At 48.6% G+C, this 13,023-nt stretch carries 12 protein-coding genes and 2 tRNA genes; 4 read left to right on the top strand and 10 right to left on the bottom strand.

Annotated features, from left to right (window positions below; translation table 11 throughout):
• The first annotated feature begins 61 nt into the window (after positions 1-61).
• Positions 62-137: transfer RNA gene (locus JIE71_RS09520), tRNA-Val, on the top strand.
• Between the two features lie 36 nt (positions 138-173).
• Positions 174-250 (top strand) — tRNA-Asp (locus JIE71_RS09515).
• 79 nt (positions 251-329) lie between these two features.
• Here the strand turns inward: JIE71_RS09515 and JIE71_RS09510 are convergent.
• The 8 genes from JIE71_RS09510 to metG all read right to left on the bottom strand — a co-directional run bounded on the left by JIE71_RS09510 (position 330) and on the right by metG (position 9,975).
• Entirely contained in the window at positions 330-1,019 is a 690-nt protein-coding gene (locus tag JIE71_RS09510) for a thiopurine S-methyltransferase (RefSeq protein WP_199508481.1), read from the bottom strand.
• A gap of 198 nt (positions 1,020-1,217) precedes the next feature.
• Positions 1,218-2,204 carry a glutathione S-transferase family protein gene (locus JIE71_RS09505; protein WP_199508480.1) on the bottom strand — a complete coding sequence of 329 codons (987 nt, stop codon included), beginning with the start codon at positions 2,202-2,204 and terminating at the stop codon, positions 1,218-1,220.
• Positions 2,205-2,255: 51 nt separating this feature from the next.
• Positions 2,256-3,140: a pirin family protein gene (locus tag JIE71_RS09500; RefSeq protein ID WP_199508479.1), complete on the bottom strand. Its 885-nt coding sequence runs from the start codon at positions 3,138-3,140 to the stop codon at positions 2,256-2,258.
• A 348-nt stretch (positions 3,141-3,488) separates the two neighbouring features.
• Complete coding sequence (locus JIE71_RS09495; RefSeq protein ID WP_199508478.1) at positions 3,489-4,283, bottom strand: ABC transporter ATP-binding protein; 795 nt, start codon at positions 4,281-4,283, stop codon at positions 3,489-3,491.
• Between the two features lie 45 nt (positions 4,284-4,328).
• On the bottom strand, positions 4,329-5,228 hold the full coding sequence (locus JIE71_RS09490; protein ID WP_199508477.1) for an ABC transporter permease: 900 nt from the start codon (positions 5,226-5,228) through the stop codon (positions 4,329-4,331).
• A 230-nt stretch (positions 5,229-5,458) separates the two neighbouring features.
• Positions 5,459-6,487 (bottom strand): ABC transporter substrate-binding protein, encoded by a 1,029-nt coding sequence (locus tag JIE71_RS09485; RefSeq protein ID WP_199508476.1) that lies wholly within the window; start codon positions 6,485-6,487, stop codon positions 5,459-5,461.
• A gap of 80 nt (positions 6,488-6,567) precedes the next feature.
• Complete coding sequence (locus JIE71_RS09480; protein WP_199508475.1) at positions 6,568-7,626, bottom strand: ABC transporter substrate-binding protein; 1,059 nt, start codon at positions 7,624-7,626, stop codon at positions 6,568-6,570.
• A 240-nt stretch (positions 7,627-7,866) separates the two neighbouring features.
• Complete coding sequence (gene metG, locus JIE71_RS09475) at positions 7,867-9,975, bottom strand: methionine--tRNA ligase (protein ID WP_206767422.1); 2,109 nt, start codon at positions 9,973-9,975, stop codon at positions 7,867-7,869.
• A gap of 434 nt (positions 9,976-10,409) precedes the next feature.
• Between metG and apbC the strand changes: the two genes are divergently transcribed.
• Positions 10,410-11,594 (top strand): iron-sulfur cluster carrier protein ApbC, encoded by a 1,185-nt coding sequence (gene apbC, locus JIE71_RS09470; protein ID WP_199508473.1) that lies wholly within the window; start codon positions 10,410-10,412, stop codon positions 11,592-11,594.
• Positions 11,595-11,670: 76 nt separating this feature from the next.
• Positions 11,671-12,246, top strand: coding sequence for a dCTP deaminase (gene dcd / locus JIE71_RS09465; RefSeq protein WP_199508472.1), 576 nt, complete (start codon positions 11,671-11,673; stop codon positions 12,244-12,246).
• A 102-nt stretch (positions 12,247-12,348) separates the two neighbouring features.
• Here the strand turns inward: dcd and JIE71_RS09460 are convergent, their stop codons facing one another.
• Entirely contained in the window at positions 12,349-12,768 is a 420-nt protein-coding gene (locus tag JIE71_RS09460; protein ID WP_199508471.1) for a ClpXP protease specificity-enhancing factor, read from the bottom strand.
• Between the two features lie 41 nt (positions 12,769-12,809).
• Positions 12,810-13,023 (bottom strand): hypothetical protein (locus tag JIE71_RS12375; RefSeq protein WP_206767421.1); only part of this gene is annotated, 214 nt, incomplete at its 5' end.

The raw sequence follows: 13,023 nt of genomic DNA, 5'->3' as shown, positions 1-13,023 counted from the left end.
TTACGAAAATGTAAATTCTCTTGCGCTCGGACGAAGCAGTGCTTCGCTATATCCTCGCTCAGGGTGATTAGCTCAGTTGGTAGAGCGTCTGCCTTACACGCAGAATGTCGGCGGTTCGAATCCGTCATCACCCACCACTTATTAGCTTGTGGTAAAAAAGCTAGACGACCTAAGCAGCGGTAGTTCAGTTGGTTAGAATACCGGCCTGTCACGCCGGGGGTCGCGGGTTCGAGTCCCGTCCGCTGCGCCATATTTTAAAACTTAAGTTTTATACAAGTTTCGCCCCAAACATTAGATTGTTTGGGGTTTTTTTGTGTATGTTGGTTTTATCAGCTGCTTTTAGCCTCCAGTAAATAAGCCAGCCGATAGCCTGAATTATCTCTCGTAGACACATACTCGGCTTTCTCTTTGGCAATGAGCTGTATGTCGTAATGCGCGGCGTAGTAATCGTCCAGCGCCGCCCTTGTCACCAAAAACGGCGGCAGCGCCTTGTCAGTGATGGCACTGTCATCATCATAAGAAAACGCGAGCAACAACTGAGGCGCATAACCAGTGAGCGTGCCCAAATGCTGCGTATACTGCCAGCGCATGCGCTCAGGCGCATCATCGGGCAGGGCGACCAGTGCTGCGCGGTCATAAACCGCATCAATCTGCCCAATATCATCAGGCTGTACATCAAACAGATTGCCCACCCAAATCGTTAGCGTTTGCTCTTGATAAGCGGCACGATACTGTTTTAAATTCGGCTGGGTCGGGTGCGCGGTGACCGTTGCACAGAGTTCATGATCATTAAAAAATTCTTTAACCGCCTGCTCATGCAGCTCGACACCGACCACATGATAGTCTTGGGAAAAAAGCCACAGCATATCGACACTTTTGCCGCATAAGGGCACAAACACGCGCCCTTTTTTAGGTACGTTTAATTTATCAAAGTGCTGCTTTAGCATGGCGTTGGGTTTGCTTTGATTAAAGCCTGTTTGCTGAGTGTGCCAAGCGTTTTGCCAAAAATCAGGAGTCATGGTGGTATTGCCTGTATTTTGTTTTTTATTAAAAATAAATCATGACCGAGGAGCAGTCAACCGAGCAATTTATAAAAGCGCAGGCTTGAAGTAAGTAACCAATAATGACCAGCATAAAAAAGCCCCGAACCGCAGCTGATGCGATTCGGGGTAGGATAAATGTTTAATATTAAATAAAATGACTGAGCAGCTAGACGCTTACGCTTTTGACAGTTTTGCGCGCTCGTGCGGGGCATCAAAGTCAAGATCAGGACCGACAGGAACGATACGTGTGGGGTTAATCATATCGTGGCTGGCGTAGTAGTGGGTCTTGATGTGCGATAGGTCGACCGTCTCGGCAACGCCATCGACTTGATATAAGTCGCGTAGATAGCCCCATAGGTTTGGATAGTCGCTAATACGGCGGATATTGCATTTAAAGTGTCCAAAGTACACGGCATCAAAGCGCACCAGCGTGGTAAACAAGCGCCAATCGGCTTCGGTAATACGCTCGCCTGTCAAATAGCGCTTGTCAGCAAGGCGTGCTTCAAGCTTATCGAGCGCGTCAAATAAATCAGTCACCGCCTCTTCATAGGCTTCTTGCGTGGTGGCAAAGCCTGCGCGGTACACGCCATTATTGATGTTGGGATAGACAAACTCGTTTAGTGAGTCAATCTCATCGAGCACATCATCAGGTGCAAAGTCGAGCGGCGTTGCGCCAATATCGTCAAACGCCTCATTAAACATACGGATAATCTCCGCAGATTCGTTATTGACGATGGTATTGGTTTGCTTGTCCCACAATACAGGCACGGTCACGCGACCTGTGTATTCACTATCGGCAGCGGTGTAAATCTGATACATATAATCGGCATCAAAAATCGGGTCAGCAACCACGCCCTCGGCAGGGGCGAAGGTCCAACCATGCTCGCCCATAAACGGATTGACCACCGACATGCTAATCATATCCTCAAGCCCTTTGAGCTTGCGATAGATAATCGTGCGGTGCGCCCATGGGCAGGCAAGTGAGACGTACAGGTGATAACGACCAGCCTCTGCCTTAAAGCCTGCTTTACCTGTTGGCCCCGCGCTGCCGTCTTTGGTCACCCAATTACGAAAGCTGGATTCATGACGTTTAAAGCGACCGCCGTTCGAGTCGGTGTCGTACCATTTGTCTTGCCAGTTACCGTCAACCAGTAAGCCCATGAGTGTCTCCTAATTTTTATTGATGTATTCGTATACCAAATTATCTGTGGTTTAAAACTTGCCGTTACGATAGTCGTCAAAGGCTTGCATCAGCTCAGCGCGGGTATTCATCACGAATGGGCCGCCGCGTACCACAGGCTCTTTTAAGGGTTTGCCTGCGATTAATAAAAACTGCGTCTCGCTATCGCCACTATTGGCGGTGAGCTGCTCACCTTGGCTTAAAATAGCAAGGTTCTTTGCGCCCACGTTCAGCGTTTTGCCGTCTGCATTGCTCAGCTGCAACGTACCTGCAATTACATAGACAAAGGCATTGTGTTCAGCGGGGAGATTTTGGACAAAATCGGTAGCCGCAGGCAGCGTCACATCCATATAAGTCGGCGTGGTGTGCGGGTTGATGACAGGACCTTTAGTGCCTTCGTTGGTTTCGCCTGCAATCACGCGGATACGTGTGCCATTGTCACGCGTCTCAAACGGTGTGGCTTCTGGCGAATATTCTTGATAGGCAGGGTCTTTCATTTTTTCAATGGCAGGCAAATTGACCCACAGCTGAAAGCCTTTCATTAACCCTTCTTCTTGTTCAGGCATTTCGGAATGCAAAATGCCACGCGCCGCCGTCATCCACTGCACGCCGCCTGATTCAATCACGCCTTCATTACCTGCGCTGTCTTTATGACGCATGCGACCGTTTAGCAAGTAAGTCACCGTCTCAAAGCCGCGATGCGGGTGGGTCGGAAAGCCGCCCATATAGTCACTTGCCTCATCACTCTCAAAACAATCGAGCATCAAAAATGGGTCAAGCATGTCTAAGTATGGCGTACCGATAATACGTGTCAATTTCACGCCGTCACCATCAGAGGTGGCAACGCCAGGGACTTGTTTGATTACCGTACGCTGTGTGACGTCGGCATGAGTGGTATCAGATAGAGTGGTGGTCATTAAAATGCTCCTTGGCATCAAACACGCGATATCAATAGGAATTCTTGACATTGTCTAACTAGGCAAATAGTAAAGCTATACTAAACAAGTAGACTGTATTATAAAGCAAGTTGACTGTCTTATTGTTTATAAAATATAAATAAAGCGTGCCAATTGTAAATATATTCGTAACTATAATGTTGGTACTTTTAGAAAATTATCAAGGAGACGTTGACGCAAAAATATCAATATTGATAATGAGCTAAGGTTCTTGGCAAAGGAGCAGGGCAGTAATCTACCAAACCGCCATAAAAAAACGCCCACCGAAGTGAGCGCTGATAAACGATTTGATTCAACAGGCAAACAGGCTTAGCTTAAAATCAGGCTGTCATCTTCGACTTTTTCGCCACGCGTGCGCTCAAACATATTGAGCAAATCATTGACCGTCATGCCCTTGCGCTCTTCACCAGCGACATCAAGCACTACTTGTCCTTGGTGCAGCATCACGGTACGCGAGCCGTGCGTTAAGGCTTGGTGCATCGAGTGCGTAACCATCATGGTGGTCAGCTGATTGTCATGGACAATTTTGTCGGTCAACTCAAGTACGAAGGCGGCAGTTTTTGGGTCAAGGGCAGCGGTATGCTCGTCGAGCAGCAAGATTTTGGACGGCTGCAATGACGCCATCAGCAGACTCACCGCTTGGCGTTGACCGCCTGAAAGCAGACCCATACGGTCGGTCAAGCGGTTTTCTAGCCCCAATTTGAGCACCGATAGCTTTTCGCGGAACAGCTCGCGGTTGTTGCTGTTGAGCGCAAAGCTTAAGCCGCGTTTGCCGCCGCGCTTGTATGCGAGCGCCATATTTTCTTCAATGGTCAGCGCTTCACAGGTGCCCGCCATTGGGTCTTGAAACACGCGCGCTATCCAATGAGCGCGCTGATGGGCGGTCTTTTTGGTGACATCAATGCCGTTTAATAAGATTGAGCCACTATCGACACGCGTCGTACCACTGACAGCGTTCAAAAACGTGGATTTGCCCGCGCCATTGGTGCCAATGACGGTGACAAACTCGCCATCGGCAATGTTTAAATCAATACCGCGTAGGGCAGGGTTTTCGATGGGCGTACCCGGGTTAAAGGTAAGACGTAAGTCTTTGGCTTGCATCATGGTTGCGATTCCTTATAAGCACTTTAAATGAAAGGCAACAACGCCTTATACGCGCAGTTTGCGGCTTAAGATTTTGTTTTTTGCTTTGGGCAATACCAAAGCCAGCACCACAAGTAAGGCGGTAACCAAGTTCAAATCTTGCGGACCAAAACCAATACTGCGCAATCCGTCGCTTGATAGCGCCACCTGAATAAAGAGCTTGTACAAAATAGCACCGACAATCACCGCAAGGGTAATGAGCCAAATGCGCTTGGCAGGGATGATGGTCTCACCGATAATCACGGCTGCCAAACCAATAACAATCGTACCAATACCTATAGAGATGTCCGCGCCGCCTTGCGTCTGTACGAACAGACCGCCTGCAAGGGCAATCAAGCCGTTAGAGATTGCCATACCGACCACGGTCATACGTGAGGTATTGATGCCTTGCGCTTGTGCCATGCGTAGGTTAGAGCCTGTGGCGCGCATTGATAGACCTGACTCGGTGTTATAGAACCAATCGAGCATCAATTTGGCAACCAGCACCACCGCACCGATAATGATACAGCGCATCCACGCGCCGTTATCGTCGGTAACAAGGCTACTAAAGACCGTCGTTTCGCCCAACAAGGATATGTTTGGCGCGTCCATAATACGTAAGTTGACCGAGTACAGCGCGACCATCACAAGAATACTGGCAAGCAGCTGCAAAATACCGAGCTTGACGTGTAACCAAGCAGTCACGATACCTGCCACCGAACCTGCCAGCATACCAAAAATGCACGCAAGCCACGGATTGACACCAGCGATGATAGACACTGCAGTCACCGCACCACCTAAAGGAAAGCTACCATCGGCGGTCAAATCAGGAAAGTCGAGGGTACGAAACGAAATCAGGACGCCCAGTGCCACCAAACCGTAAATCAAACCACTTTCAAGCGCGGCGAAAAAAGAGATTAAAGACATAAGATATCAATACATCATAACCCAACTGCTCAAGCACAATGCGCATACGGTATAGCGCTGTGGCGTGCTAACAACTGAGTAGTAAATTTAACAGATAAACTTATCTGCAGTTAAAGTAAGACCAGCGCTGGATAAGCGCTGGCAAGTTACTGTTAGGACAGCTGAGCATGACTAAAAAAGTATACTACTCAGCGGTGCAGTGCGAGGACAGCACCGCGCGACAGCAAGGCTTATTCTACCACTTCTTTGGCTTTATCGATAACCGCTTGTGGCAAGGTCGCCCCTTGTGACTGTGCATTTTTTGGACTGACATACAGATCAAGCTTTTGCGGGGTATATACAGGGATATTACCTGCCTTTTCGCCATTTAGAATTTTACCGACGATTTTACCTGTTTCGCGACCAAGGTCATAATAGTTGACGCCGAGGGCTGCGACCGCACCGCGCTCAACCGAGCTGGTGTCTGAGGCGATAAGTGGGATTTTGCTTTCTTTTGCCGCTTGGAACAGTGACTCATAGGCTGAGACCACGTTGTTGTCCGTTGAGGTATAAATCATATCGACTTTACCTTGCAAGCTACGTGCTGCCATCGCAATATCGTTACTGCGCTGCGCAGGCGCTTCAACCACTTGAATACCCATTGGCGTCAGCTGCTGCTTGAGGTTTTTTAGGATAATGGTTGAGTTGACTTCGCCTGGACTGTATACGTAACCGACATTTTTTAGATTCGGTATGATTTGACGCATCAGTTCAATCTGTGGCTCGTACGGTAGCGCGTCAGATGCGCCTGTGACGTTGGTGCCTGAGCCGTCAAGCTTAGGTACCAGCTTGGCTTCAACAGGGTCGGTAACTGCTGAGAATACGATAGGAATACTGTTGGTTGCTGCTGCCATAGACTGCGCTGATGGCGTCGCAATCGCCACGATCACATCAGGATTGTCCGCGACGAACTGCTTAGAAATCTGTCCAGCAGTCGCGGTGTTGCCTTGCGCGCTTTGGAAGTTGATTTTTAGGTTTTCGCCTTCGGTAAAGCCTTCTTCTTTTAGCTCATCAATCACGCCTTTACGCACGTCATCAAGCGCAGGGTGCTCAACGATAGCCGTGATGGCAACCGATTTGGTTTCGCTGGCTGCGCCATCCGTCGCTGCTGCCGTATCCGCGCCGCCTTCGTCTTTTGCAGGCTGGCTACATCCTGTCAGCACGGCAGTGCAGATACCGCCCCATAATAATGCTTTAGCAAAACGCTTTTGGTATAACATAGGTCTGACTCCTGAAGAATGATGGTGATCGGGGCGCATATCCATATACTGATCGTAAAGCGCCCAATATCAATAGCAAATTATTTACTGTCGGTCTTGCTTGCCGTCTCATCGACGTTAATGGCCCGGTCTAAAATATCTTTAGACAAGGTCACGTTTTGCGCTTTAGCGTGCTCAGGACTGACGTATAAGGTCAAGGTATTCATAACGCTTGGCTCAATGGTATTGACCGCATCACCATTTAACACGCGGTACACCATCTTGCCTGTGGTACGCCCAAAGTTGTAATCATTAACGCCAAGGGCAGCGGTTGCGCCGCGGCGAACGCTAAACTCATCCGAGCTGACGATAGGAATCTTTAGCTCATTTGCCGCCTGCGTCATTGCTTCAAAGGCTGAGGCGACGTTGTTGTCCATCGAGGTATAGATGATATCAGCGCGACCCTGTAGGCTGCGCGTTGCCATACCGATATCGGTTGGGCGGTTGGCAGGCACGTCAAGCAGTGCCAGTCCACGCTTTGGCAGCGCTTCTTTTAGGCGGTCACGTAGAGCGACAGAATTGGCCTCCCCTGGGCTATACACATAGCCGACCGTCTTAGCGTCAGGTTTGATTTGTTGTAATAAATCAAGCTGCGGCTCTAGCGGCAGCTGGCTGGATAAGCCTGTTAAATTGTCCTGAAACGGTGTGCCGTCTGTGTTAAGCAGTTTGGCCGCGGTTGGGTCAGAGACCGCTGTATAGATAATGGGCGTCTGCTTGGTGGCGGCGACCACCGATTGCGCCGATGGCGTTGAGATAGCCACGATGGCATCAGGCTTGTCGCCTGCAAACTGCTTGGCAATCTGCCCTGCGGTTGCGGTGTTGCTTTGCGCGCTTTGGAAGTTCACCGTGAGGTTTTGCCCATCCACATAACCATTGTCCGCCAGCTCATCCACGATGCCGCGACGAATGTCATCAAGCGAGGGATGCTCAACGATTTGGGTGATAGCAAGGGTTTTGGCGGGTTTTTCATTGGCAGCGGGGGTGCTGTCGGTGCTGCTGGTCTCAGGGGCAGTTTCTGAGCAGCCGACCAGTCCTAAAGTACTGATGGCGCTAAGGGCAACACTACAAAGACTCAGACGTAGCGTGGTGGCGATGGTCATGATGATGGGCTCATAGGTTAAAAAGTACAAAAATAGGACAGCGGCGGGCGCTCTCGTTTGGATACAAAGATTATCAGTCGATAAATAAATTAGCTATATTATGACAGCACTGTCATATATCGCAATAAAAAAATAAATTCTATCCGTCATACAACTTATGGTTATATAAAAAAAGACGCCATAAAGACGCCTTTTTAAAGTCACTATAAACAGTATGTTAAGTGTGGTATCACCAGCCAATTAAGCCAGCGTGTCACCCACGGCTGCCGCCTCAGGTAGCGTAATCACGGTCAGTCCTGTTTTTGGATCGCCTGAGGAGAGAATCATACCCTCAGAGATGCCAAACTTCATGTTACGTGGGGCAAGATTGGTCACGCAGATGACTTTTTTGCCTTGTAATTGCTCAGGCTCATAAAACTTACGAATACCGCTAAACACGTTGCGTGTCTTGTCTTCACCAACATCAAGCGTAAACTGTAGCAGCTTGTCTGCGCCCTCAACGTGATTACACTCAAGCACTTTGGCTACTTTCATTTCCACTTTGGAAAAGTCTTCGATACCGATGTAGTCGCCCGCGTCCGCATTGTCAGCAGACTTTGCGTCCGCTTTTTTATTTTTCGCCTTAGCATCGTCTTTTTTGCTGTCGTCTTTTGTGGTCGCAGCCGCGGCAAGTGAGGCTTTAGAGTCGTCAACCATTGCGTCGATAGACGTTTTTTCGATACGCTGCATTAGTGGCTTAAACTTATTGATTTGATGACCCAGCAACCACTCGCTACGGCTGGCAAAGCTCAAATCGTCTAGGTTTAAGAAGCCTTTGGCGTTTTCGGTCAGCTCAGGCAATACAGGCGCAAGATAGACCATCAACTGACGGAAAATATTGATAGCGACCGAGCAGACATCTTGGACTTCTTGCTCCGTGCCTTCTTCTTTTGCCAATGACCACGGTTTTTTGGTGTCGATATATTCGTTTGCCTTGTCCGCACACTGCATTATCAAACGCATAGCGCGTGAGAACTCGCGGTTTTCGTACGCGGCGGCGATGTCGTCACCTGTTTTGGTAATGTCTTCTAATAGTGCAGGTTCAGCGCACGTTTCTGACAATTTGCCGTCGTATTTTTTGACCAAAAAGCCCGCACTACGGCTGGCGATATTGACCACTTTACCCACAAGGTCAGAGTTCACCTTTTGCATAAAGTCTTCTAAATCAAGGTTAATGTCCTCAACTTTGTCCGATAACTTACTGGCAAAATAATAGCGCAAGTATTCAGGCTGCAAGTGCTGGGCATAGGTGTCCGCTTTGATAAACGTGCCGCGTGACTTACTCATTTTTTCGCCATTGACCATCAAAAAACCGTGGGCGAAAACGCCTGTTGGCGTGCGCAGCTCACTACCTGCAAGCATGGCAGGCCAAAACAGCGCATGGAAATACACGATGTCTTTACCAATAAAGTGATAGACCTCGGTTTTGTTCTCATTTTCTTGCGCCCAGTAGCGGTCGAAATCGAGCGCCTTGTCTGTGCCCGCACGCTGCTCGCATAGATTTTTAAAGCTTGCCATATAGCCGACAGGCGCATCCAGCCACACATAAAAGTATTTGTCTGGCTCATCGCTTGGTGTATCAGGGATTTGAAAACCAAAATACGGCGCATCACGCGAGATGTCCCAACTGGCAAGTCCAGAGTCAAACCACTCTTGCAGTTTATTAGCAATAGACGGCTGCAAACGGTCGGCGCTGCGTGTCCATTCTTGCAAAAATTGCTCAAACTCAGGCAGATTAAAGAAATAATGCTTTGAGGTTTTGAGAACAGGCGTCGCTCCTGACAGCGTCGAGCGCGGGTTTTTTAGCTCATTGGCGTTATAAGTTGTGCCACAGACTTCGCAGTTGTCGCCGTATTGGTCTTCAGCGCCGCATTCAGGGCATGTGCCTTTAACAAAACGGTCGGCTAAAAACAGCTTTTTTTCAGGGTCGAATAATTGCTCGACGTCTTTGGTGCTGATATGACCTGCACTGTTCAAACGGCGGTAAATCAATTCTGAAAAATGCTTGTTTTCTTCTGAATGGGTGGAGTGATAATTATCAAAATCAATCAAAAACTTGGCAAAGTCGGCTTCGTGTGCCGCTTTGACATTAGCGATTTGTTGTTCTGGGGTGACGCCGTTGTCTTCGGCTTTGAGCATGATTGCCGTACCGTGCGCGTCATCGGCGCAGACGTAGGTTACCTGATGCCCTTGCGCCTTCATAGCGCGTACCCAAATGTCTGTTTGGATGTATTCGACAAGATGCCCCAAATGGATATCGCCATTGGCATAAGGCAAGGCACTGGTTACTAGAATCTCACGCACTTTCATCACCTATAATAAGAATAAAAGAATAAAAAATGGTTTGCGCCGCTGTGCTCTTGGCTGTCCATAACAAATTTATGCTGATGGCTACAAGACCGCGTGCGCCCCAAAAGGCTAAAAATTGGCTCTATGATACCGTAAATCAGACGGATTTTGGTTACTGACTAACAAATTCTACCAACGCGCGCTATCGTGATGCAGGTGATTGGCGCAAAATCAACCGTGATTTATGCAAAAGCTTATGCCACGGTACAAAAGATAGCGCGGCGTGCTGGATAAAAAGTCAGTGCTATTTGCGCCAACGAGATGGTAAGTACAGACAGGCATTGTGGTTTTTTTATACCCTTAATTGGGCTACACTAGGCACATTCTTACTTACGCGCCGCACGATTATGGCGCGTACCGCCTATATAATACGAACCACATAGCGATAGACCATCATGTTTGATTTTATGAAAAAACGCGGCAATAAAAACGACATGCCGCACGATGCTGAGATTGATCAGCACATTGACACTGTTTTATTAGACTACCAAGTCGCGGGCACGAGCATTGCGCAAATGCTCACACGACTTGAGCGTAACGGGCACGAGCTGACGCTTGAGCTGCGCTTGCCTGAGGACAGCGAGCCTGAGCGTATCCAATCAGAGCTGGGCAGTTTGTTAAAGCCTTATGGCATCCAAGTGATTCACATGAATGTGCGCTTGCAGGCCGCCAAAAAAGGCGCAGGTCATAGCTTGCCGAAGACCACCAATGCTATGCCAAAATCAAGCGACCCGCAAGACGACAAAGCACCCATTACCAAAGGCGCGCCCAAGCAAAGCGATATCGCGGCGCATCCGCGCATCCGTCATATCATCGTCGTTGCCTCAGGCAAAGGCGGCGTGGGCAAATCGACTACCACCGTTAATATTGCCTTAGCATTAAAACAGTTGGGGCATCGCGTCGGTGTCTTGGATGCCGATATATATGGTCCAAGTGTGCCAAGCATGCTGGGCGTGGCGGATAAGCGCCCTGAGCTTGAGAATGAACAATTCGTACCGATTGACGCGCATGGCATGCCGATGCTGTCTATTGGCAGTTTGCTTGGACAAGACAATACCCCTGTAGCGTGGCGTGGACCAAAAGCCACGGGCGCATTGATGCAGCTATTTAACCAAACCAACTGGCCGCAGCTCGATTACTTGGTCATTGATATGCCGCCTGGTACAGGGGACATTCAGTTGACCTTAGCGCAGCGCATTCCCGTCACAGGCGCAGTCATTGTCACCACACCGCAGCACATCGCCTTGCTGGACGCGCAAAAAGGCATCGAGATGTTTAATAAAACGAATATCCCTGTATTGGGTGTGGTCGAAAATATGGCACTACACACTTGCAGCAACTGCAACCATACCGAAGCCATCTTTGGCACAGGCGGCGGCGAGCGCATTGCTGAGCAATACCACGTACCGCTACTTGGGCAGCTGCCGTTAGCCAGTGGTATCCGCGCGCAGGTCGATAGCGGTACGCCAAGCGTGTTAGCCAACGATGACTTTGCTGAGTATTATGTCAATATTGCCAAAAATATCGAAAGCAATATTGATAAATTTGCCAAGCCAAGCGATGAGACGCGTATTTTTTAAGCGCAGTTGCTAAGCTGTCAATTTTTCGGACAATTTCGTATAATCACCGCCACTTAATATTTACAAAGGAATACCCATGTCTATCAAATCTGACCGCTGGATTCGTCAAATGGCCGCTGAACACGGCATGATTGAACCGTTCGAAGCGGGGCAAGTGCGTTTTAATGACGCAGGAGAAAGACTGGTCAGCTACGGCACTTCAAGCTATGGCTATGATGTGCGCTGCGCTCCTGAGTTTAAGGTGTTTACCAACGTGCATTCTGCCATTGTTGACCCAAAGAACTTCGATGACAAAAGCTTTATCGACATCGTTGGTGATGAATGTATCATCCCGCCAAACTCGTTTGCGCTCGCACGTACGATGGAATATTTCCGTATCCCGCGTGATGTGTTGACCATCTGCCTTGGCAAATCAACCTATGCGCGCTGCGGCATCATCGTCAACGTCACGCCGCTAGAGCCTGAGTGGGAAGGGCACGTCACGCTAGAATTTAGTAACACCACCAATTTGCCAGCGCGTATCTATGCGGGTGAAGGCGTGGCACAGATGCTGTTCTTCCAAAGCGATAAAGACGATGTCTGCGAGACCAGCTACAAAGACCGTGGCGGCAAATACCAAGGTCAACGCGGTGTGACCTTGCCGCGTACGTAGTGTGCTAATGATATTTTAAAAACAAAAAAGCTGGGCGTATGATACGTCCAGCTTTTTTATTGTGCTTCTTTTTGACAGTAGCTCAAGTAATTCAATAGCTTGTTACTTCAATACCTTTAAGCCTGCTTTATTATCGCGTTTTGGCTTGTTAGCAGAGGTGCTGCTTTTATCCGTTTCGGGCGTATAGTTTTCATATTCGCTTGGGTCAAAAAACATCCCTTGTTGATTTTCACGCGCATAGATACCCATGACTGCGGGCATCGGCACCCAAATCTCCCGCGATACACCACCAAAGCGCGCATTAAAATGAATAAAGTCGTTTTCAATGGTCATATTGCCTGTCGCACGACTGGCAATGTTGAGTACGATACGGCCTTCTTGTACATGCTCAGTTGGTACACTGACATTGGGCAAGGTGGCATCGACCATCAAATACGGGGTCAATAGATTGTCTTCAATCCATTGATACAAGGCGCGTACCATATAAGGGCGGGTGGGGGTAACAGAGATATTTTCACTCATAATTGGTGTCCTTATTTATCATTATGATGATTATTGATTTATTAGGGCGTGTTGAACATTCGCAAATAGGCACTGCTGATCGCTAAAATTGTTCCAGACAAGGCACAAAGCGATGATAATGCAGATGCCTTAGCGAGATTTGTAACGCAGTATGGGGCAATTTTAGCATCAGCCCGCAGGGACAGGACTCTTTTTTGCCGCTTCATCGTTAAAAATAAACGCTTAGAATGACTAAACTTATTATTTTTAACCTCG

It is taken from the genome of Psychrobacter sp. bablab_jr014, from assembly GCF_016464015.1.
Classification (GTDB): domain Bacteria; phylum Pseudomonadota; class Gammaproteobacteria; order Pseudomonadales; family Moraxellaceae; genus Psychrobacter.
The sequence above is the reverse complement of the archived record's forward strand: the minus strand, read 5'-3'. Positions and strand labels throughout refer to the sequence as shown.

What these genes read in the sequence shown, in the direction of transcription:
- JIE71_RS09460 (WP_199508471.1), bottom strand. Translation starts at nt 12,768, where the DNA reads ATGAGTGAAAATATCTCTGTTACCCCCACCCGCCCTTATATGGTACGC.
- JIE71_RS09485 (WP_199508476.1), bottom strand. Translation starts at nt 6,487, where the DNA reads ATGTTATACCAAAAGCGTTTTGCTAAAGCATTATTATGGGGCGGTATC.
- JIE71_RS09480 (WP_199508475.1), bottom strand. Translation starts at nt 7,626, where the DNA reads ATGACCATCGCCACCACGCTACGTCTGAGTCTTTGTAGTGTTGCCCTT.
- dcd (WP_199508472.1), top strand. Translation starts at nt 11,671, where the DNA reads ATGTCTATCAAATCTGACCGCTGGATTCGTCAAATGGCCGCTGAACAC.
- JIE71_RS09495 (WP_199508478.1), bottom strand. Translation starts at nt 4,283, where the DNA reads ATGATGCAAGCCAAAGACTTACGTCTTACCTTTAACCCGGGTACGCCC.
- apbC (WP_199508473.1), top strand. Translation starts at nt 10,410, where the DNA reads ATGTTTGATTTTATGAAAAAACGCGGCAATAAAAACGACATGCCGCAC.
- JIE71_RS09490 (WP_199508477.1), bottom strand. Translation starts at nt 5,228, where the DNA reads ATGTCTTTAATCTCTTTTTTCGCCGCGCTTGAAAGTGGTTTGATTTAC.
- JIE71_RS09505 (WP_199508480.1), bottom strand. Translation starts at nt 2,204, where the DNA reads ATGGGCTTACTGGTTGACGGTAACTGGCAAGACAAATGGTACGACACC.
- JIE71_RS09500 (WP_199508479.1), bottom strand. Translation starts at nt 3,140, where the DNA reads ATGACCACCACTCTATCTGATACCACTCATGCCGACGTCACACAGCGT.
- metG (WP_206767422.1), bottom strand. Translation starts at nt 9,975, where the DNA reads ATGAAAGTGCGTGAGATTCTAGTAACCAGTGCCTTGCCTTATGCCAAT.
- JIE71_RS09510 (WP_199508481.1), bottom strand. Translation starts at nt 1,019, where the DNA reads ATGACTCCTGATTTTTGGCAAAACGCTTGGCACACTCAGCAAACAGGC.